Source organism: Nocardia sp. XZ_19_231, from assembly GCF_015355705.1.
Taxonomy (GTDB): domain Bacteria; phylum Actinomycetota; class Actinomycetes; order Mycobacteriales; family Mycobacteriaceae; genus Nocardia; species Nocardia salmonicida.
Map to the genome: position 1 here is coordinate 281,752 of NZ_JACUZI010000002.1, position 19,539 is coordinate 301,290.

A 19,539-nucleotide genomic window follows, 5' to 3' on the forward strand; every position below is an offset into this window, starting at 1 on the left:
GCGATCAGTCGGTCCGCAGCGCCCGGCACGACCGGGCTCGGCTACGTGACAGCCAATACCCGGCCGTGCACGGGCCAAACAACCCGCCGTAGATCAATCTCGGCGGACAAAATTCGGTCGAATGTCCAGGTCGGGTTCGTCATAGTACCGGTGGAAGGTGGGCGTGAGCCCGGACGAGATGGGTGGATTGACCCAACTCCAGTCGGTCGGGCACGCGCGCCCTGCTGCTTCCTCGCGCTGCACGTGATCGCAGAACTGCTTGGCCACGGTGTGGTGGTCGACCATGTGTACGCCGGAGGCTCGAAAGCTGTGTAGCACAGCATGATTGAGCTCGATCAGCGCCTTGTCCCGCCACAGCGTCCGCACCGATGACGTGTCGAGACCCATCATGTCGGCGATCAACGGCAGCATGTTGTAGCGATCGGCGTCGCTGAGGTTACGTGCGCCGATCTCGGTGCCGACATACCAGCCGTTGAAGGGAGCGAAGGGGTAGCAAACCCCGCCCACATCCAGGTCCATATTCGAAACAGCGGGCAGCGCATGCCATTTCAGGCCGAGCGCGGCGAACCACGGGTAGTCGGGATGGATCAGGTCGACCTCGCGGACCAGCTCGCGCGGAACGTCGAAATACTGCACGTCCTCGGTAGGCGTGCTGATCAGCACCGGCAACACGTCGAACGGCGTGCGCTCCCCGCGCCAGCCCAGCTCCAGCGCCTGCTCGGTGGCCGCGATATTGGCCGGATCGCCGGTGACGGTGCCGTCGCCGTTCGGGTATCCGGCATAGCGGATCAGCTGCGAACTCTCGATCCGGTATTCACCACCGCCGGGCACGGCCGCCGGGCCGACCGTGATCATCGATTGAATCGCGCCGCCATTGGTCGCCAGACGCAAATGCTGCCAGCACACTTCGGAAAGTTCTCGCGCGGAAGTAACCAGACGGGCATCGAGTAGTTTCAGCGATCGCCAATGTTTGCGGCCCACGCAGCGAGCGTGGTTGCGCCACGCCAATTTCGCGCCGATCAGAATCTCTTCGGCGGTCTGTGTGTAGGTGCCGGTATCACGCAATTCGGCGAGCGCCCCGAGGCGACGCTGGGTGGGCAGGTGCCCGAGTTCGGGGTAGCGGAAGAACTCGTCGCAGTCGTGTAAACGGCGATCCAGCTCGATCGGCGGCGGCGCGGTAACCGCGACCTCCGCTGCCAATATGACTGTAGGGGTTGGGGTTTCGCAGACTGCGGGGCGAGAGCTCTGGTTCACGGTACATCTCCGGTCGGGCAGCAGGGTGCGGGGCCGTGCGGGCGTACCCTCCGTCGCGGGAAGATTGCCCGCCGAGAACACATTCACTCGACCGGTGGCGCGCGTCGACCAGGTAATCGGTTGGTCGTCGCCGCATGCATATTCATCCTGTTCGAACACCGAAATCAGCCCTGAGCCAGCCTACGACCGGTGTGCTGGCAGTGTGCTCGAATTCGCGGTAATCCCACCGCAAACCAGCGTCAAGGGTTGCTGACCATGTCCCGGACTAACGGAATCGGGCCGCCGTTTCGGGTGCGGTGGCGAATTCGAGGAACTGCTCGTTCTCGTGCGGATCGCCGACCGTCACCCGCACACCGTCGCCGGCGAACGGCCGAACCAGCACTCCGGCAAGGGCACTCGCCTCGGCGAACTCGATACTGCGCTCGCCCAGGGGCAACCACACGAAATTGGCCTCGCTCGGCGGCACCTCGTAGCCCGCGGCCAGCAACGCGTCACGGAGCCGATGCCGTTGTGCCACCAGCACATCCGTGCGATCGAGCAACTCTCCACGCGCCTGCAACGAGGCGATCGCGGCGACCTGCGCGATCCGGTTCACGCTGAACGGGATATGCACCTTCAGCAGCGCGGCGATCACCTCGGGATCGCCCACCGCGTAGCCGACGCGCAGCCCGGCCAGACCATAGGCCTTCGAGAAAGTGCGCAGTACAACGACATTCGGCCTGGTGCGACCGATCTCGACGCCGTCGGGGCGAGTCCGCGGGGTCAGCCGCAGGTACTCGTAGTAGGCCTCGTCGAGCACAACGAGAACATGCGGGGGCACTCGATCGAGGAATCGTTCCAGCTCGGCACGCCCGTGGGCGGTGCCGGTGGGGTTGTTCGGGTTGCAGACGAAGATCAGCTTGGTGCGCTCGGTGACCGCGTCGGCCATCGCGTCCAGATCGTGCAGGTAGTCAGGGGCGAGCGGCACCTGCACCGCGGTCGCGTTGCCCACCTGCGTGACGATCGGATACGCCTCGAACGAGCGCCACGCGAACACCACCTCGTCGGTGGGTGCGTCACAGGTGATCTGCACGAGTTCCTGGCACAGCGCCACACTGCCGCAGCCGACCGCGATATTGGCAACGGTGACGTCGAGGAACTCGGCCAGCGCCACCCGCAGCTCGCCGACCTGATTGTCCGGGTAGCGGTTGGCCTGCTCGGCGGACTCCGCGATCGCCTTCGTAGCGCTCGGCAACGGACCGAAAGTGGTCTCGTTGGACGCGAGCTTCACCGCATCGGGGTGGTTACGGCCGGGAACGTAGGCCGGGATGGTGGCGAGGTCGGGACGGATGTGCGCGGTCACGCCTCCACCCTACGATGATCGGCCGCCGTGACATGCGGCGCGGCCTTCTAGGCCTACCCAAGTCCAGTTCTGCCGCCTACGCTGGGTTAATGCCGGGCACTTACGACGATGTCGCCCCCTTGCGGCCGGTGGATGTAGACACGGACACCGTCGGGAGACGCACTGCCGTGCCGATCACGGTGGTCGAGCCCGAACGGGTGGCCCGCGGCGGCATCGTTGTCCTGCACGAATCCCGTGAATTCTCGTCCCAGCTGCTCGACCTGATGCGTGCGTTGTCCGCCGAGGGCTGGATCGTCGTCGCGCCACATCTGTTCGACCGCATCGCCGACCCGCTGGCACAGGACGTCTTCGGCGAGGAACTCTTCGACGACTTCGACGCCGGCTTCGACTGGCTCACCGGTCGCGGAGTCTTCCCCGACACCATCGGCGTCCTCGGCTTCGACAGCGCGGGCACCGCCGCTTTCCTCGTCGCCGCCACCCGCCCCATCGGCGCCGCGGTGAGCGTGTCCGCCCCCGGCATCACCGAACCGCTCCACGATCAGAACGCCGCCCTGGTCGATGTCGCCGCCGACCTCCAAGCCCCCTGGCTCGGCCTCTTCGGCGCCGACGACCCGGCCACCCCACCCGAGGCGGTCGACCGCCTGCGCGAGGCCACGGCTAAGGCGGATGTGGCCAGTCTCACTATCAGCTATCCCGGCCTGAGCCACCGCGCCGATCGCCCCGACCCCGAAGACGAGGCGGCCGCCGCCATCCGCATCGATTCCCAGACCCGTATCTACGACTGGTTCGACAGCAATTTACGCTGATTGACCAGGCGTTTTGGACTACTACGACTGCTCGTGTAATCTTCATTCCCGGCGGTTCGACAAGGACCGGTGCCCTCGAAAGAGAAGGCTCCAGGAGGCGTGCCAGAGCGGCCGAATGGGACTCACTGCTAATGAGTTGTCCCTTCACGGGGACCGGAGGTTCAAATCCTCTCGCCTCCGCCACACCCAGTTCGCTGGGTAACAACTGAAGATGCACGACCATGCGCCCGTAGCTCAACGGATAGAGCACTTGACTACGGATCAAGAGGTTAGGGGTTCGAATCCCTTCGGGCGCACAAAGAACCGCCCCTCACCAGGATTTACTGGTGAGGGGCGGTTTTACGTTTCGGGGAATCTCGCCGGTCCGACAGTCCGCCGTTCGAGGTAGTGCCGCTCGGTTGTATCCAGCTTCGCATGCGACAACTGGGCTTGTGCTCGAGCCGGACCGAGGTCGTTACGGACCACCGCCGCGACAGTCGGACGGAAGCTACGCGGGGTGAGCGGCGTTAGAGGGCGTTCGTGTACCCCGCAGTTTTCTGGAGACCTTGCTTAGTCCCTGTCCAAGGCCTGCAGCGTGCCGACACCCTCGCAGCTAGGCATAACGAGTGTGGCCATTATCTTCTGGCAGCGGTGAAACATCCACTCCCGATGAGCCGATTCGACCACCGTGGCCTCCAATAACGCAGATAGCTACCCTATGTACGTTGATCACTCACCTGGCGTAGCTCTGCTCATCGGAATGCTTGTGTTCACCACCCTCGTGGTGGTGACACTTCGGTGGCGCGGCAGGTCCTGGCTCGGAGTGGTGCTCGGTGGTGTGGCCGCGGCGCTCGTAGGCTACGTCGTGGGCCTGGAGGTGATCGTTCTGATCTGGAGGCGATCGTTCTGATGTGGTGAAGAACGTTGCCCTCGGAAACAATCCCCTGTGTTCGCACCCGGAAATCGGCAGAAGAGGACGTTCGATGGCGGACAGCTCGCATGGAACCGACCTCCCGAAGTTGTCACGCAGGTGCCACAACTCGTGCATACGACCCCGGACACGACGAAACCCCCACGGAAGCATTTCAGCACTTCGCGTAGGGGTACGGACGTCAGTAGACTCCCGGCGGACGGTCGCCAGTCGGCTTGAAAGCGAGCATGGGTAAACCATCGGGGGTTCAAATCCCTCCGTCTCCGCAAATGCCGGGCTCGAGGCCCGGCGCTCAGCTCGAGGGGAAATCTCATGACCGGTGTCGTACCCGGGCCCGCCGTTCCGGCGCAGCAACAGTTCCGTGCGGTGCCGGGGGAGACCGGCATCGTCGTCCACACGTGGAAGCTGCCGATCGCCTTCGGTATCGGCACGAAGGTCGCGGTCAACGGCTATCCGATCCCGAACACCAAGTGGGGTGCCAACTTCGTTCCCGGACCGCCCGGTGTGCACACGGTGGCAGTCGACGCGACGCAGTGGGGGATGGCCTACGGCGGCAACTTCGCCCAGGTTCAGGTCTTTCCCGGGCACACCACCGAGGTGCACTACACCGCGCCGGCGCAGATCTTCAAGAAGGGCGCGCTGGCCGCCGAGCGTCAGCCCGCGCCCGGTGCGGTGCTCAGCTACGTCGCCATGGTGTTCGCCGTCATCATAATCGCGGCATACGTTGCGCTGATCGTCATGTGAGCAAGCCGCCCACCGGGGTGGTGGACGGCTGCATCGACTGATCTGACGTTGCTCCGTGGGGTCTTCACTTCGTCCCTCAAAACATGCTGGTAGCAGCAGGTTTGGGAGTACATCAGCGGACAATCGCAGAGCAACGGAACAATGAAGAGGTAAGGGTCGAATCCCTTCGGGCGCAACGAGATCGACCCCGTATCAACTGATACGGGGTCGTTTTTTGCGTGATGGTCCGAGTCGTTTGCGGGGCCGGTCGCTTCGGGACTCTGGTGGGGCGGAGGTACTTTCGTCGGAGCGGGCTACTTCCAGGCCGGCAGCGGCGGTAGGGGGCCGGTGAGGTCGTTGCCGGAGGTGCGGCCGACCAGCCACCCCAGGAGAGCCCAGGCGGGGCCGAGGACGGTGTGGTGGGGGCGGCCGGGGCCCACGGTGGCAATGAAATCTGTGTCGGTGGACTGGATGTCGAAGGTGGGGGTGGCTTCGGGGAGGAGTTTGGCGGAGAGGTCGGTGATGGTTTCGGGGAGCAGGCGGGCGACGAAGGGGGCGGGCCAGTCGGCGGGGGTGTAGCCGATGTCGAGGTCCACATGGTGGATTTCGGTCTCGCGCAGGCGCATCCAGGGAATCTGGTCGGCGGTGAGGGTGCCGCCCTGGCGATTGCGGACCTCGGCCTGCCAGTCGGCGGCGGGCATGGTGGTGGCGACAGCCTGCCAGCGGTGCGCGGTGGCGGTGAAGTCCGCGCGCTGCACGGTCAGCGGGCGGGGTGCGCCCGCCTCGATGTCGGCGTCGCGGACGGCGACGTTCGGATACTGCGGCATCTCGATACCGGTGTGGGCCCACAGCAGCAGGTTCAGCAGGCTGTCGGCATTGCGTGACAGGTGGGCGAGCACGTGACCGCGGGTCCACCCCGGTAACAGGGACGGTTCGGCCAGGGCCGCATCGGTGAGCGAGCCGATCGCGGTGTCGATGCGCGCGGTGGAGGTGGCGAGCTGATCGAGCAGGTCGGTGGGAGTAGCCGTTTCGCTGGTCACAGATTCGAGAGTAGTGGTCAGGTCTCCGGCGCACAGGCGATAACGACGGCATCGAAACTGCCCTGTGGATAACTCTGAGCCTGTGGATAACCAGGCGTTTTCAGCCGTCGGCGCCGGAGAGCCGGAGTAGGCCCGTGTGACGATTCAGTCAGCGATGATCGCGTCCGCCTCGATCTCGACCAGCAGTCCGGGGGCGATCAACGCGGTGACTTCGTACATGGAGGCCGCGGGGCGGATCGTGCCGAACACCTCGGCATGAGCGGCCGCGACCTCGGGCCAGCGGGCGATATCGGTGACGAACATGCGCGTGCGCACCACATCGCGCACACTCGCCCCGGCCTGCTCGAGGGCTGCGGCGATGCGGGCCAAGACCTCACGGGTCTGCGCGCCGATGTCGTCGCCGCCGACCGCGCCACCACCGGCAACGGCGGCCGTGGTGCCACTGATGACGACCTGGTTGCCGACCCGTACCGCCCGCGAATACCCGACGACATCTTCGAAATCGGAGGCTGAGGAAATGTTCACCCGAGTTGTGGTCATGATCGCCAGGATGGTCCACCGAGGGGTGGAGGACAATTCATTTGCCGGTCGTCTACTGGTCGGCTCGCGACGGTATGCATGCCAGGTGAACGCACGTCCAGGTCTACGCCTCCTTCCTCTCACCGCCGCTCTGTGCGCTGCCGCCGTTGTGGCGGGCTGCTCAGCGCCGGATCCCGATGCCGGCTTCACCGCGGGCAAGGACCAGCCGCTGGTGATCTCGCTCGACGACCTGGTCGCCAAGGCCGGTAGCAGTGCGGTGCTCGGGGTCAGCCTCGAGCCCGAGCACGGCAACATCACCCGCCGGGCCGACGGCGCCTACGTCTACACCCCGAGCGCCGGCTACACCGGTCTCGACCAGTTCACGGTCACCACCACCGACGCGGTTCGCCTCTACACCACCGACATTCCGGTGCTCGGTGAATTCGGCGGCACCACTGTGCAGGGCAGTGGATTCGGGTCGGCCTGGACCCCGGTGCCGGGTAGCGCCGACGAGTTCTACGGACTCACCGACCGTGGCCCGAACGTCGACGGTCCGGCCAAGAATGAAAAGCTCTCGCCGACGCCGAGTTTCGTGCCAAAGATCGGCCGGTTCAAGTTGGTCGACAACAAGGCCGTGCTGCAGTCGAGCATCGAGCTGCGCAGTAAGTCGGGTGCACCGTTCAACGGCCAGGTCGACATCTCGGCCACCACCGGCGAGACCATCAAGGACCTCCAGGGCAATGTCCTGCCGCCCACCGATCACGGTATCGACCCCGAAGGCCTGGTCGCACTGGCCGACGGCACGTTCTGGATCTCCGACGAATACGGCCCGTTCCTGGTGCATTTCGATGCCAAGGGCACCGAGATCGAGCGGCTCGCCCCAGGCAAGGGCCTGCCGAAGGAGATCGCCCTGCGCACGCCCAACCAGGGCATGGAGGGGCTGACCATCACCCCCGACGGCAGCACCCTGGTCGGGATGGTGCAGAGCGCACTCAACACCCCCGGGCTGAGCGGTTCGGCCAAGGAGGTGCCGTTCGCGCGCATCGTGACCGTGGACCTGAAGACCAAGGCGCAGAAGGAATTCCTGTACCCGCTGGAAAACCCGAAGCAGTCCAAGGTCGCGGTCTCGGAGATCACCGCACTGAGCGCCACCACCTTCCTGGTCGACGAGCGCGACGGCAACCTCGCACCCGAGTCGAACAAGAAGATCTGGACCATCGACATCGCGGGCGCCACCGATGTCGGCCCGCAGGCCGCGGTGCCCGGCGCGACCTATGACGCCGAGAAGGGCGGCCTGCTGATCGACGGCAAGCCGCTGGAAACGCTGATCGGCGTCACCCCGACCGCCGATGCCGTCGCCGCGCTCACCAAGGCGGGCGTCACCCCCGTCGCGAAGAAGAGCAACCTCGACCTCTCCGCGCTGGTCGTCGCGCTCGACGAGAAGGGCCGATTCTTCGGTCACGACAAGATCGAGGGCATCGCCACCCTCGACGGTGGCAAGACCATCTACATCGCCAACGACAGCGACTTCGGCCTTGCCGCCGGCCAGGGCGAACAGCCCCCGTTCGGTCTGAAGCCCAAGACGTTGCCCAACGGCATGCAGGACACCGGCGAGGTGCTCGCGGTCGACACCACCAAGCTGCCAGCGAAGATCGACGGCTACACGGTGAAGATCACCGTCAAGTAGTCCACTCGCGGGCTTCGATGAGGACCGCGGTGGCCAGGGCGAGCAGCCACAGTGACATGGTGCCGACCTGGATTCGCTGGGCGATGCCGAGTGCGTAGGAGCCGGACAGGTTGTCGGCGACCATCATCCAGATGGTGGCCGCCGACCCGAGAATCAGCACCGCGACGCCGAACTCGCGCAGGATCCGCCAACGGTGGTAGCGGTAGGCGGCGGCGCTGAACGCGAACGCCGCCACCGCGATCGAGGTGACGGCCAGGGTGCTCGTCAGCGCGTGTGGTTGGTGCAGTTGCGGGAACAGGCCGCTGTCGCCGCCGCACGTGCTGTTACCCGCGGCGCAGTCGTGCAGCGGGAGCAGGGCGTCGGCGATCGTGGACGCACCGAAGCAGAGCAGGGCTGTCCAGCCGATCGTGGTCAATCGGCGGCGCCGGAAAACGAGCAGTCCACCCAGCGCCGCCGGGATGAGCAACAGGCCGACCACTTTGTCGGCGGTGCCGAACACCTCGCGGTACGGCTTGCCCTCGGCATCGAGTTCGCTGAGGAAGTCGTTGACCGGGTCGGTGTCGATCGGCAGCGCGAATTCCAGCAGCCAGGACGAATAGCACAGGCCCGCGACCGCGATCGCGAGGGCGATCAGCAACGAATAGCCACGGGTGTGCCGTGCGGATTCGGTCACACCGACCATTGTGCGTGTCCGGCCTACACCGCCCCGATCAGGCGCGTCGAGAACGCGGACGTGGTTTCATCGAGCAGCACAGGCACGCACAGGTTGCTGTCAGGTTCACCGTGCAGGGTGGTTGGTAACCAACGGAGAGGTCCTCGATGAGCTACGTGATCGCGCTGGCAAGTTTCGCCACGATCCTGGCACTGGCCGTGTCCGGCTTCGTAGCGGCGGATGCGTCGCGCGCACGGGTGCGGGTTCGCGCCGAAAGCACTCCGCGTCGTCGCTGAAACTGTAATAGGCGCAGGTCAGCTGGGCTTTGATCGCTCCACCAGTGCGGTGATCCGCTCAGCTGCCGTGTGCGGATCCTCGTGCTCCCACACCCGCACGACCCGCCAGCCCGCCGCCGTCAACGCGGCATCGGTGGCCCGATCGCGGGCGACGTTGCCTGCCAACTTGTCGGCCCACCACTGCGCGTTGTTCTTCGGATCGGTCGCGTGAGCAGGGCAGCGATGCCAGAAACATCCGTCGACATACACGGCGATGCGCAGCCGGGGAAACACCACATCCGCGCGCCGACGCTGACCTTTGATGGGCGGGCGGTCGACGAAATAGCGCAGGCCCGCGCGGTGTAATTCGCGGCGTAGTGCCAGCTCGGGAGCGGTGTTCGCGCGTCGCTGTTTGGACATGCGTGCACTCGTCGCCGCGTCGGTCGGTGGCGACAAGGCCCGCCGCGCGCTCATGCCGCCCAGCCGCCCATGCGGTCGAGGTGGTCGCGGACATCGTCGAGGAATCCGGGCGGAAAGCGCAGGTTTCCCATCTCGGTGCGACGCAGGAATCCCGCCGTCGCGCGGGGAGAGAGCAGGCGAGGTTCGGCGAGGAAGTTCTTCAGGTCCTCGTAGGGCTCGTGGACCGGCCAGGTCGAGAGGGGAACGCGGTGCACGACGCCCGCGTGACCCCAGGCCGCGCTCGGCCATGGTTGGCCCGCGGCAATCGGTTCTCCCACGGTCAGCGGATCCGACGGTGCGGCCAGGCGTTCACCGACCCAGTTCGCCATCCGCACACTCACCGCGTTGCCCACCAGTTTCCAACGGTGACCGTGGCGCACGCCGGGAACGTCGATGGCGGGGGCGGTCCAGTCGGCGTCGAAGCCTTGTAATCGTTCACCGTCGACGATGCCCGGCGTCACGATCTCGCCGGAGGGCAGCCGGACCGCGGGCGGACTGGCGATGCCGAGCCCGGAGCCACCCTTGAGGGTCGGCACGGCGTTCACCGCCCAGCCGAGGCCACGCACACCTTCGGTCCAGTAGAAACCACACGGATCGCGCTCCGGGTCGCCGTAGTCGCGGGGGCCTGCGTCGTCGCCGAACAGCACCTGACGGGGGTCCTCGGTGCGCGAAGCCAGCATCAGCACGCGCTGACGCCGCTGCGGCAAGCCGAACGCGCGGCCGTCGACGACCCGGTACGCCCAGGCATATCCGAGCTCCTCCAGCGCGGCGGTGATGTGGCGCATCGCCGCACCACGACCCAGCTGCAGCATGAACGGGACATTCTCGATCAACAACCAGCGCGGCCCACGCTGCCTGCGAACCAGCCGGAACACCTCGTCGACCAGGCCGGATCGACGCCCGGTGATGCCCGCCGTGCGCCCGGCCTGTGACAGGTCCTGGCAGGGGAAACCGGCCGCGACGAGCTCGGTGCCCGCGGGCAGTGAACGCAGTCGGGTGATGTCGCCGTGCAGGTCGGTGTCGGGGAATCGAGCGGAAAGGACGCCCTGGGCGCCGGGGTCGATCTCGCACAGCAGCTCCGAGGTCCAGCCATGCCTGCTCAGACCGAGTTCGAGCCCGCCGATCCCGGCGAACAACCCGACCATCCGCATCAACGACCCCTGTGTCTTCGGAGCGCGGCCGCGCTCGAGTTCGCGGCCCTGAGCGGCCCGCTGTTCGGCGGCCGATACTCGCGCCCGCGTCGCATTGTATCGGGCCGCTGAACAGCGAGCCGACCGCGAACGATCGGCCAAGAAGGTCGAGTGCTTCAGCAGATGGACGGTGGGGCTCGCTCGAAGGTCGAGGGATCAGGAGGTGCACGGGGGCGGTGTACGGCGTCGGGTCGCCCAGGTGGACGAAGGGGCGTTGCCGGGAGGAAAATCGGTGGCCGGAGGCGGGGGTGCTCTGGGACTCTTGAAGGGCCGAACTTGTCGGACCCCGGTGCGAACATCACCTGGCGTCCGTACCGGAAAACCAACCAGCCGACCGGGCATCAAGGGGGAGTTTTGTCTGTCACATCAGAGCTGGCGGCTGCCGAATCGGAGGCCGACAGATCGGAGCGGCCTGCGCCGCGGTCGAGTGGGGGGATGCGGTCGCTGAGGCGATTTCTGCCCTTTCTCCGCCCCTACCGGGTGCCGCTGCTGCTGGCGAACGCGCTGGCGATCGTTACCGCGAGCACCGCGATCGCGATTCCGCTCGTTATCGCGCGGGTGATCGACGGGCCGATCGCACAGCGGGATTTCGTCGGCCTGCTGGCGCCGGTCGCGCTGATCTTTCTGCTCGGCTCGCTCGAATCGTTCGGTATGTGGGGCAGGCGATGGCTGGTATCCAAGCCTTCGACGCTGTTCGAGATCACCATGCGCGCCAAGCTCTTCACCCAGCTGCAGGCGCTCTCGATCGGCCGCCACGACGGCTGGCAGTCGGGCCAGTTGCTCTCGCGCGCGATCGACGATCTGTCGGTGATGCGGCGATTCGTCGCGTTCGCAGGCCCGTTCCTCATCGTCAACGGGGTGATCATGCCCACCGGGCTGATCGTGCTGTTCGCGATGAATTGGCAAGTGGGACTGATCTTCACGGTTACGTCCCTGCCGTTGACGCTGTTCTGCGCGCGATTCGTTCGCCGTTTCGAGGTGGCCTCGCGGCGTTCGCAGGACCAGTCCGGCGACCTGGCCACCATCGCCCAGGAATCCGCGCAGGGCGTGCGGGTGCTCAAGGCGCTGGGTCGTGGCCGGTTCTTCGGTACGCGCTTCACCGCCCTGTCCCGAGAACTGCAGCGCACCGAGATGGAGAAGGTGCGCCTCGACGCGACGCTGTGGGCGGCGTTGGTGACCCTGCCGACCGTGTCTATCGCGGTGTCGCTCGGGGTGGGCGGCTACTCGGTGGTGCAGGGGTCGATGACGATGGGCACGCTCGTCGCGAGCATCACGCTGGCCACGTTCCTGCAGTGGCCGATCATCTGGCTCGGGTTCCTGTTGTCGGAGCTGTTCGAGGCGCGCACCGCGGCCGATCGGTTCTGGGAGATCATCGACACCCCGCTCGACATCGCCGACCCACCGAACCCCGCGGAACTACCCACCGCGCTGCGCGGGGAACTGGTGATCGACCGTGTCCGCTTCGCCTACCCGCGATCTGGAGACGGACCGGAGCACACCGTGCTGGAAGAGATTTCGCTGCGGATCAGGCCGGGGGAGACGGTCGCGCTCGTCGGCGCGACGGGCAGCGGTAAAACCGCGCTGCTCGAGCTGATTCCCCGGCTCTACGACGTCAGTGGCGGCAGCATCACCATCGACGGCGTCGATATCGCCACCCTGCAGCTGGCCGAGCTGCGCCGGGTGGTGACGGTGGCCTTCGAGGAACCGGTGCTGTTCTCGGCCAGCGTGCGCGAGAACGTCGCACTGGGTGACCCGCGCGCCACCGACGCCGATGTGCGTCTGGCGCTCGATGTCGCGCAGGCGGGCGAGTTCGTCGACGCGTTGCCGTGGGGGCTCGACACCCGCATCGGTGAGCAAGGCATGAGTCTGTCCGGCGGACAGCGTCAGCGTCTGGCCCTGGCCAGGGCTGTGCTCACCGGTGACACCGCGGCGAGCGGCCGGATCATGGTCCTCGACGATCCGCTCTCTGCCCTGGACGTGGAAACCGAAGAGCGCGTGCAGGATCGGCTGCGCTCGGTGCTCTCCGGAGCGACCACCCTGCTCGTCGCGCACCGGCCGTCCACCGCCGCACTGGCCGACCGCGTCGCCCTGCTCGCCGACGGTCGCATCGTCGCCGAGGGCAGCCACGAGAAACTGCTGCGCACGAGCAGTCACTACCGCGAACTGATGGGAGGTGAGGCATGAGCACCGAGACCGTGACACCGGAAGAGGCAGTGCCGGAGAAGGAATCCGATCTGGCCGCCGACTGGCGGGGTATCGCCAAGGAAGACGACACCGTCACCGGAACCGGAAACCTGGTGCTGGCCGGTCGATCCCGGCGACTGCTCCTCGATCTGGTGCGGCCCTACCGCAAGCAGGCGATCGGAACCTTCGTCCTGATCCTGCTCGACAACGCGGCCAAGGTGTCGCTGCCGCTGTTCATCGCCTACGGCCTCGACCACGGCATCGCCCAAGGGCGCCAGGGCAATTGGACGCCGATGCTCGCGACCGTCGCCGGCTTCGTCGGGGTGACGTTGCTGTCGGGGCTCACCACGTTCGCCTTCCTGCGGGCCTCCGGGTGGCTGAGTCAGCGGGTGCTGTTCGACCTGCGGGTGCGCGCGTTCCAGCACACGCAGCGGTTGAGCGTGTCATTCCACGAGAAGTACACCTCGGGCAAGGTCGTCACCCGGCTCACCAGCGATATCGAAGCCCTACAGGAGCTGCTCGAAGGCGCGCTGAATCAGGCGCTGAGCGCGGTGATCTCGGTGGTGACCATCGCGGCGCTGTTGATCTGGCTCGATCCGATGCTCGCCTCGATCGTGTTGATCGGGTTCGTGCCGCTGGTACTGGTCACCCGGTGGGCGCAGCGGCGTCAACGGGCGGGCTATCGGCGCACGCGCGGCGCGATCTCGCGCGTTGTCGTGCAGTTCGTCGAATCGATGAGCGGTATGCGCGCGGTGCAGGCATTCCGTCGCGAACACCGCAACGAGGAGGTCCTCGGCGCCGAGGACTCGGTGTACCAGAAGGCGACCACCACCGCGGTTCGCGGAATGGGCGACTACGTCGGGCTGTCGAACTTCATCGGCAAGCTCACCACGGTGATCGTGCTGCTGGTCGGCGCCTGGCAGGTGATGGAGGGCAACCTCGCCATCGGTGTGCTCGCCGCGTACCTGCTCTACCTCGACCAGTTCTACGGTCCGCTCGACGAACTCGCGCAGGTGTTCAACTCCTACCAGTCCGCCGCCGCGGCGCTGGAGAAGATCTCCGGCGTGCTCGAGGAGGAACCGGCCGTCGCCGAACCGGAACGCCCGGTCACGCTCGACTACTCGACCGGCGCGGTGCGGATGGACAAGGTCAGCTTCGGCTACAACACCACCTCGGTGCTGCCGGAGTTCGACCTGGAGATCCCGGCCGGACAGGTGGTGGCGCTGGTCGGCGCCACCGGCGCGGGCAAGTCGACGCTGGCGAAACTGCTCACCCGGTTCTACGACCCGAGCGGTGGCGTCATCACCCTCGACGAGGTGGATCTGCGCGACCTGGCCGATGCCGAGTTGCGCAGGCACGTCGTGATGATCACGCAGGAGGCCTACCTGTTCTCCGGCACCATCGCCGACAACATCCGGCTCGGCAGGCCCGACGCGACCGACGCCGAGGTCGCCGCGGCCGCGCGTGCGGTGGGGCTGGACGCGTTCGTCGCGGGACTGCCCGACGGGTATGCCACCGACGTGCGCACGCGCGGCGGCAGGCTTTCGGCGGGGCAGCGTCAGCTGGTGGCGTTCGCTCGGGTGTTCCTGGCCGATCCGGCGGTGATCGTGCTCGACGAGGCCACGTCCAGCCTGGACATCCCCGGTGAGCGACTGGTTCAGCACGCGCTGGAGACGCTGCTGCGCGACCGCACGGCCGTGATCATCGCGCACCGACTGTCCACCGTGGCCATTGCCGACCGGGTGCTGGTGCTCGACGGAGGCCGGATCGTGGAGGACGGCGCACCGGCCGAGTTGATCGCGGGCCAGGGACGCTTCGCCGGATTGCACGCCGCATGGCGGGATTCGCTGGTGTGATGCGCCCGTGTTGTGTGGCGGCGGGGCTGGTGTCGCTTACCGTAGAGAGGTGACGACCCCAGCCCCGGGCCCGGCCGACGGCCCCACCGAGATCAAGCCGGCCTCCCGGTGGCCTACGGTGCTCACCTGGCGTGCCCACGACAACTCCCGCATGGAATCGGTGCGCGTGACGGTGAACGGCAATCGGATCAGGGCGGCGGGCCGACTGATAGGTAGTGCCGGCGACGAGCACCCGGCGTTCAGCGCGTCCTACGACCTCGTCACCGATGAGGCGGGCGCCACGCGGCGGTTGTCGCTGCGCACCACCACCGCGGCCGGTGAACGCCACGCCTCGATCTCGCGTGACGAGGAGAACTACTGGCTCGTCGACGCGGGCGGCACCCACGTGCGCTCCACCTTCGGCGGCGCACTCGACGTCGACGTGGTGTTGAGTCCGTTCTTCAACACCCTGCCGATCCGGCGGTTCAGCCTCCAGCACGCTGTCGGTGACGTCCAGGTTCCGGTGGTCTACGTGCGACTACCCGACCTGCTGGTGCAAGAGGCCGAGCTCACCTACTCGAGCGCGGCCGACGGCATCAACGTCCTGTCGCCGGTGTCGAGCGCCACCCTGACGGTCGACCCGGAAGGTTTCGTCCTGGACTACCCGGGACTGGCCGAGCGCGCCTGATCCGGCGAAGGCAGGGACTCAGAGTGCGCGCAGCACGCCACCGTCGCGACCCGCACGATGCAGGTCGCCGAGCCAGTCGCCGGTGCCGGGAGTGATGCCGGTGATGTCTGAGGTCGTGCGGTCGTCGTAGGCGGTGCGACCGCGGAAACCCGTCTCGACGAGTTCGCCGAGGTCACGGTCCGCACGCAGGGAGTCGCGTGCAGTGACAAGTGTCTCGATGGCCTCGTCGAGGACCCGGCCCAGCGCGGTCGCGTTCGGTTCGCAGATGGCGCGCACGAGGTCGGGGGCGGTGGCCGCGACGCGGGTCCCGTCGCGGAACGAACCCGCCGCCAGACCGAGCGCCAGTTTCCCGCCCTCGGCACCCGCAGCGGCCAGCGCTTCGGCCAATACGTGCGGCAGATGCGAGATCCGCGCGACGGCCTGATCGTGTTCCTCGGCGCGCACCGGAACCACCACCGACCCGCAATCCAAGGCGAGCCGTACCACCCGCGACCATGGTTCTGCTCGCGTGCCCTCGTCCACCCCGACGGCCCACACAGCACCCTGAAAGAGGTCTGAATCTGTTGCAGCCCAACCGGATTGGGCGGTGCCGGTCATCGGATGCCCACCCACATACAGGGCCTCGAGCCCATGCTTTCGCACCGCGTCCAGCACCGGCCCCTTCACGCTCACCACATCGGTCAGCGGGCAGCCGGGCGCGAGCGCGGCGACGTCGGCCAGTAGATATTCGACGGCGGGCATCGGTACCGCGATTACCAGCAGCGCGTCTACTTCGGCGGCCCGAATGAGCACCGCGGACAGGTCGCCGGAGACGTCGAAGCCGTCCTGACACGCCGCGGAAACCCCGGATTCGGAGCGGTTGTAGCCGAACGCCGGGTACCCCGATGCGACGGCGGCGCGCAGCAGTGAACCGCCGATCAGGCCGGTCCCGAGGACGCAAACAGCCCCACGCTCGTCGATGCTCATCGGAACAGATTGGCACACGAGTTCATCATTAGGGGTGGGACAGACTACCGTTTGGTCCATGGCAGCACAGCGCTCGGGCACGAACAGGGCGACGTCGGATGACGACTTCGACGTCGAAGGGTTCGCAGTGGCCGTGGTCCGCGAAGAAGGCACGTGGCGGGTCAGCCCGCTCAGCTCCGAAGCCCTGCACGATCTGTCGGCCGCGGAGACCGAGCTGAAGGCTTTGCGCAGCTCAGGTGCGGTCTTCGGCCTGATCGACGTCGACGACGAATTCTTCATCGTGTTGCGTCCCGCGCCGAGCGGCACCCGGCTGCTCGTCTCCGACGCGACCGCGGCGATCGACTACGACATCGCCGCCGACGTCCTCGACGCGCTCAATGTCGAGATCCCCGATATCGACCCCGACGACCTCGACGACGTCGAACCGTGGGAAGAGGGCGACCTGGGAATGCTGGCCGACCTCGGCCTCCCCGAACCGGTCCTCAGTGTGATCATCGCCGAAACCGACCTCTATCCCGACGAGCAGCTCGGCATGATCGCCCAGCGCCTCGGTTTCGCCGACGAATTCGCCGCGGTCCTGGACAAAATGCCGAGGTGACCGACGAAGAGATGATGCGCGCCGCCTTGGCGGCCGCAGCCGACGCCGACCCGCGCGATGTGCCGGTCGGCGCCGTCGTCTTCGACGCACAGGGCCGCGAACTCGCTCGCGCCACCAACGCCAGGGAAGCCCGCGGCGACCCGACCGCCCACGCCGAAGTGCTCGCCCTGCGCGCGGCCGCGGCTGTCCACGGTGACGGATGGCGCCTCGAGGGCGCGACCCTGGCCGTCACCCTCGAACCGTGCACCATGTGCGCGGGCGCGCTGGTTCTGGCCCGGGTCGGCAAGGTCGTCTTCGGTGCGTGGGAACCCAAAACCGGTGCCGTCGGCTCGCTCTGGGACGTGGTCCGCGACCGCCGCCTCAACCACCGCCCCGAAGTCCGCGGCGGAATCCTCGAATCGGACTGCGTAGCCCTCCTCGACACCTTCTTCAAAAACCAACGCTGACCAGCCGATTTAACAATCGTCCACCCACTCCGGTACCGTAGTCGGCGGTGGCGTGTCCGAGCGGCCTAAGGAGCACGCCTCGAAAGCGTGTGAGGGGTAACCCCCCTCCGAGGGTTCAAATCCCTCCGCCACCGCCAAGAGCCTCCCACTTGTTCACCCAGGTGGGGGGCTTTTTCATGCAACGAGCGTCGTCGCTGATTACTGACAGCAGCGACGCCTGTGGCTCACGACTTCGAGCCCAGGGTTTCGCTGAGGCGAGACCGCAGGAGTCGTTGTCACCGCGGCCAGCCCCGGACGCCGCTGCTCGGGCGTGACTTCCTTGGTCCTGAGCGCAGCGGGACACCGCGCAGCTTGCCCGTCCGGCTGCCCTCGCTCGCTGTCATCGAAATATGTCACATCGCTATGGCATGGTGGTGGGCAATGTTTGTGAGCGACTACAAGACCCAGGGAAGGAGTTGATCGCTGATGGCGAGGTTCGACATCCCCGACGGATGGACAGTGCAGGCCTACCGATTCGCGATCGACCCCACCCCGCAACAACTTCCCGTTTCGGATCACATTGCGGTGCATCCCGATTCGTGTTCAACCACATGCTCGCCCTCGTCAAAGCGGTGATGGATCAGCGCGCCGCCGAACGCAGCTATGGGATCGCCGAGACCGATCTGACCCCGTCGATCGGCTGGTCACTGCCGAAGCTCCGGAAGATCTGGAATAAGCGTAAACACGAGCACGCGCCGTGGTGGGCGGAGAACTCGAAGGAGGCCTACAACACCGGACTCGATGGGCTCGCCCGGTCGCTGGAAAACTGGGCTGCCTCCCGGACCGGTCTGCGAGCCGGTAAACCGGTCGGGTTCCCGAGATTCAAAACCGCGGCCCGGTCGCGGCGGTCCGTTCGGTTTACGACCGGAACGATCCGGCTCGAACCCGACCGCCACCACATCGTCTTGCCACGGGTCGGACGGCTCAAAACACATGAGTCGACCCGCAAGCTCGCCCGCCGAGTCGAGGCCGGAACCGCACGCATCCTGTCAGCGACCCTCTCCCAGGACTCGCGTCGTCGCTGGTACGTGTCATTCCAAACACTGGTTGGGACCAAAACCCGTCCCGCACACGCACGCCGGTCGCCGCACCCGGTGGTTGGTGTCGATGTCGGTGTCAAAGCCGACGCGCTGCTGGTGATCGCGACTCCTGACGGTTGTGAGGTCGCCCGTGTTCAGGCGCCGAAACCCTTAACTGCCGCGCAAGCCCGGTTGCGGGAGTTGCAACGTCGGGCAGCACGCCAACTCGGCCCTTATGACACGGTCACGAAGACCCGCAGGCGGCCATCGAAACGGTGGCAGGCCACCAACGCACGAATCGGCCGCACTCACGGACGGGCCGCCGCGATCCGCCGCGACGTTCTCCACAAGGCAACCACCGAACTCGCCCAGCAGCACCGGGTGATCACGGTGGAATCACTGAACGCGGCCGGGATGCGATCCGCTGGTGGCGCCCGCAAGAAGGGGTTGAATCGGGCGCTCGCTGACGCCGCATTGGCACAGATCCGCCAGATGCTGGGGTACAAGACTCGCTGGTACGGGTCGGCGTTGGTGGAAGCTGATCGGTGGTTTCCGAGTTCGAAGACGTGTTCGGGGTGTGGTGGGCGAAAGCCAAACCTGACCCTCGCCGACCGCGTCTATAGCTGTGAATCGTGTGGTTTGTCGATTGATCGCGATCGTAATGCCGCGATCAACCTCGCCCGACTCGGCGAGACCCGCCTGTCCAGGATGGGTGAACAGGGTTGTGCCGACAGTGGGTCGGCGCCAGGACGTGGAGCCATCCGCAAGTCCGAGCCCGCGCGAGCGGGCGAGGCAGGAGGCCGTGAAACGTCTACCCCGTACCAGCGTGAGCTGGGTTCGATGGGGACCGCTTCACCGCAAGGTGAGGCTGCCTGATGGAGCAGGCTCACGTCCGCTCCCCAAGGGT

18 protein-coding genes and 4 tRNA genes are annotated in these 19,539 nt (G+C 66.7%); 14 read left to right on the plus strand and 8 right to left on the minus strand.

Features of this window, described 5'->3' with window-relative positions; genetic code table 11:
- Positions 1–93 precede the first annotated feature (93 nt).
- On the minus strand, positions 94–1,164 hold the full coding sequence (locus IBJ82_RS08520) for a nitric oxide synthase oxygenase (protein WP_370585292.1): 1,071 nt from the start codon (positions 1,162–1,164) through the stop codon (positions 94–96).
- A gap of 355 nt (positions 1,165–1,519) precedes the next feature.
- Positions 1,520–2,596 (minus strand): histidinol-phosphate transaminase, encoded by a 1,077-nt coding sequence (gene hisC / locus IBJ82_RS08525; protein WP_194825432.1) that lies wholly within the window; start codon positions 2,594–2,596, stop codon positions 1,520–1,522.
- An 89-nt stretch (positions 2,597–2,685) separates the two neighbouring features.
- Between hisC and IBJ82_RS08530 the strand changes: the two genes are divergently transcribed.
- The 5 genes from IBJ82_RS08530 (at position 2,686) to IBJ82_RS08550 (ending at position 5,056) form a co-directional block, all read left to right on the plus strand.
- Positions 2,686–3,402 carry a dienelactone hydrolase family protein gene (locus IBJ82_RS08530; RefSeq protein WP_194825433.1) on the plus strand — a complete coding sequence of 239 codons (717 nt, stop codon included), beginning with the start codon at positions 2,686–2,688 and terminating at the stop codon, positions 3,400–3,402.
- A gap of 93 nt (positions 3,403–3,495) precedes the next feature.
- Positions 3,496–3,585: transfer RNA gene (locus IBJ82_RS08535), tRNA-Ser, on the plus strand.
- Between the two features lie 40 nt (positions 3,586–3,625).
- Positions 3,626–3,698 (plus strand) — tRNA-Arg (locus tag IBJ82_RS08540).
- A gap of 784 nt (positions 3,699–4,482) precedes the next feature.
- Positions 4,483–4,578: transfer RNA gene (locus tag IBJ82_RS08545), tRNA-OTHER, on the plus strand.
- Between the two features lie 46 nt (positions 4,579–4,624).
- A complete protein-coding gene (locus IBJ82_RS08550) occupies positions 4,625–5,056 on the plus strand; it encodes a hypothetical protein (protein ID WP_194825434.1) in 432 nt (143 codons plus the stop codon).
- A gap of 293 nt (positions 5,057–5,349) precedes the next feature.
- Here IBJ82_RS08550 and IBJ82_RS08555 read toward each other — a convergent pair whose 3' ends face one another.
- A complete protein-coding gene (locus IBJ82_RS08555; RefSeq protein ID WP_194825435.1) occupies positions 5,350–6,075 on the minus strand; it encodes a maleylpyruvate isomerase family mycothiol-dependent enzyme in 726 nt (241 codons plus the stop codon).
- Between the two features lie 144 nt (positions 6,076–6,219).
- Positions 6,220–6,615 carry a Rid family hydrolase gene (locus IBJ82_RS08560; RefSeq protein ID WP_194825436.1) on the minus strand — a complete coding sequence of 132 codons (396 nt, stop codon included), beginning with the start codon at positions 6,613–6,615 and terminating at the stop codon, positions 6,220–6,222.
- A gap of 85 nt (positions 6,616–6,700) precedes the next feature.
- Here IBJ82_RS08560 and IBJ82_RS08565 point away from each other — a divergent pair, with 85 nt between their 5' ends.
- Positions 6,701–8,281, plus strand: a complete 1,581-nt coding sequence (locus tag IBJ82_RS08565) for an esterase-like activity of phytase family protein (RefSeq protein ID WP_370585224.1) — start codon at positions 6,701–6,703, stop codon at positions 8,279–8,281.
- On the opposite strand, the gene IBJ82_RS08570 is transcribed toward IBJ82_RS08565, so the two are convergent.
- Positions 8,274–8,954 (minus strand): DUF998 domain-containing protein, encoded by a 681-nt coding sequence (locus IBJ82_RS08570; RefSeq protein ID WP_370585225.1) that lies wholly within the window; start codon positions 8,952–8,954, stop codon positions 8,274–8,276. The two genes, IBJ82_RS08565 and IBJ82_RS08570, sit on opposite strands and share 8 nt — an antisense overlap.
- 146 nt (positions 8,955–9,100) lie before the next feature.
- On the opposite strand from IBJ82_RS08570, the gene IBJ82_RS35060 reads away from it, so the two are divergent.
- The gene (locus IBJ82_RS35060; RefSeq protein WP_255532839.1) at positions 9,101–9,229 is read left to right on the plus strand and encodes a hypothetical protein; all 129 of its coding nucleotides are present in this window, start codon (positions 9,101–9,103) and stop codon (positions 9,227–9,229) included.
- A gap of 18 nt (positions 9,230–9,247) precedes the next feature.
- On the opposite strand, the gene IBJ82_RS08575 is transcribed toward IBJ82_RS35060, so the two are convergent.
- Both IBJ82_RS08575 and IBJ82_RS08580 read right to left on the minus strand, forming a co-directional pair.
- The gene (locus IBJ82_RS08575) at positions 9,248–9,682 is read right to left on the minus strand and encodes a very short patch repair endonuclease (protein ID WP_063004636.1); all 435 of its coding nucleotides are present in this window, start codon (positions 9,680–9,682) and stop codon (positions 9,248–9,250) included.
- Complete coding sequence (locus tag IBJ82_RS08580; protein WP_194826171.1) at positions 9,679–10,812, minus strand: DNA cytosine methyltransferase; 1,134 nt, start codon at positions 10,810–10,812, stop codon at positions 9,679–9,681. The genes IBJ82_RS08575 and IBJ82_RS08580 overlap by 4 nt, the downstream gene beginning before the upstream one ends.
- Positions 10,813–11,292: 480 nt before the next feature.
- Between IBJ82_RS08580 and IBJ82_RS08585 the strand changes: the two genes are divergently transcribed.
- From IBJ82_RS08585 to IBJ82_RS08595, 3 genes are read left to right on the plus strand one after another with little or no spacing between them, the layout of a single operon-like run.
- On the plus strand, positions 11,293–13,041 hold the full coding sequence (locus IBJ82_RS08585; RefSeq protein WP_194825438.1) for an ABC transporter ATP-binding protein: 1,749 nt from the start codon (positions 11,293–11,295) through the stop codon (positions 13,039–13,041).
- Positions 13,038–14,897, plus strand: a complete 1,860-nt coding sequence (locus IBJ82_RS08590; RefSeq protein ID WP_194825439.1) for an ABC transporter ATP-binding protein — start codon at positions 13,038–13,040, stop codon at positions 14,895–14,897. The genes IBJ82_RS08585 and IBJ82_RS08590 overlap by 4 nt, the downstream gene beginning before the upstream one ends.
- A gap of 49 nt (positions 14,898–14,946) precedes the next feature.
- Positions 14,947–15,564 carry a putative glycolipid-binding domain-containing protein gene (locus IBJ82_RS08595; protein WP_131816641.1) on the plus strand — a complete coding sequence of 206 codons (618 nt, stop codon included), beginning with the start codon at positions 14,947–14,949 and terminating at the stop codon, positions 15,562–15,564.
- A gap of 18 nt (positions 15,565–15,582) precedes the next feature.
- Here IBJ82_RS08595 and IBJ82_RS08600 read toward each other — a convergent pair whose 3' ends face one another.
- Positions 15,583–16,530 carry a prephenate dehydrogenase gene (locus IBJ82_RS08600; RefSeq protein ID WP_194825440.1) on the minus strand — a complete coding sequence of 316 codons (948 nt, stop codon included), beginning with the start codon at positions 16,528–16,530 and terminating at the stop codon, positions 15,583–15,585.
- Between the two features lie 58 nt (positions 16,531–16,588).
- On the opposite strand from IBJ82_RS08600, the gene IBJ82_RS08605 reads away from it, so the two are divergent.
- From IBJ82_RS08605 to tnpB, 4 genes are all read left to right on the plus strand, one after another.
- Complete coding sequence (locus IBJ82_RS08605; RefSeq protein ID WP_194825441.1) at positions 16,589–17,128, plus strand: tRNA adenosine deaminase-associated protein; 540 nt, start codon at positions 16,589–16,591, stop codon at positions 17,126–17,128.
- A gap of 11 nt (positions 17,129–17,139) precedes the next feature.
- Positions 17,140–17,574, plus strand: a complete 435-nt coding sequence (locus IBJ82_RS08610) for a nucleoside deaminase (RefSeq protein WP_194826172.1) — start codon at positions 17,140–17,142, stop codon at positions 17,572–17,574.
- A gap of 46 nt (positions 17,575–17,620) precedes the next feature.
- Positions 17,621–17,711 (plus strand) — tRNA-Ser (locus tag IBJ82_RS08615).
- Between the two features lie 354 nt (positions 17,712–18,065).
- Complete coding sequence (gene tnpB / locus IBJ82_RS08620) at positions 18,066–19,508, plus strand: IS607 family element RNA-guided endonuclease TnpB (protein WP_228536811.1); 1,443 nt, start codon at positions 18,066–18,068, stop codon at positions 19,506–19,508.
- The last annotated feature ends 31 nt before the right edge of the window (positions 19,509–19,539 follow it).

What these genes read in the sequence shown, in the direction of transcription:
- IBJ82_RS08550 (WP_194825434.1), top strand. Translation starts at nt 4,625, where the DNA reads ATGACCGGTGTCGTACCCGGGCCCGCCGTTCCGGCGCAGCAACAGTTC.
- IBJ82_RS08575 (WP_063004636.1), bottom strand. Translation starts at nt 9,682, where the DNA reads ATGAGCGCGCGGCGGGCCTTGTCGCCACCGACCGACGCGGCGACGAGT.
- IBJ82_RS08600 (WP_194825440.1), bottom strand. Translation starts at nt 16,530, where the DNA reads ATGAGCATCGACGAGCGTGGGGCTGTTTGCGTCCTCGGGACCGGCCTG.
- IBJ82_RS08580 (WP_194826171.1), bottom strand. Translation starts at nt 10,812, where the DNA reads ATGGTCGGGTTGTTCGCCGGGATCGGCGGGCTCGAACTCGGTCTGAGC.
- IBJ82_RS08530 (WP_194825433.1), top strand. Translation starts at nt 2,686, where the DNA reads ATGCCGGGCACTTACGACGATGTCGCCCCCTTGCGGCCGGTGGATGTA.
- IBJ82_RS08560 (WP_194825436.1), bottom strand. Translation starts at nt 6,615, where the DNA reads ATGACCACAACTCGGGTGAACATTTCCTCAGCCTCCGATTTCGAAGAT.
- IBJ82_RS08610 (WP_194826172.1), top strand. Translation starts at nt 17,140, where the DNA reads ATGATGCGCGCCGCCTTGGCGGCCGCAGCCGACGCCGACCCGCGCGAT.
- tnpB (WP_228536811.1), top strand. Translation starts at nt 18,066, where the DNA reads ATGGACAGTGCAGGCCTACCGATTCGCGATCGACCCCACCCCGCAACA.
- IBJ82_RS08590 (WP_194825439.1), top strand. Translation starts at nt 13,038, where the DNA reads ATGAGCACCGAGACCGTGACACCGGAAGAGGCAGTGCCGGAGAAGGAA.
- IBJ82_RS08605 (WP_194825441.1), top strand. Translation starts at nt 16,589, where the DNA reads ATGGCAGCACAGCGCTCGGGCACGAACAGGGCGACGTCGGATGACGAC.
- IBJ82_RS35060 (WP_255532839.1), top strand. Translation starts at nt 9,101, where the DNA reads ATGAGCTACGTGATCGCGCTGGCAAGTTTCGCCACGATCCTGGCACTG.
- IBJ82_RS08585 (WP_194825438.1), top strand. Translation starts at nt 11,293, where the DNA reads ATGCGGTCGCTGAGGCGATTTCTGCCCTTTCTCCGCCCCTACCGGGTG.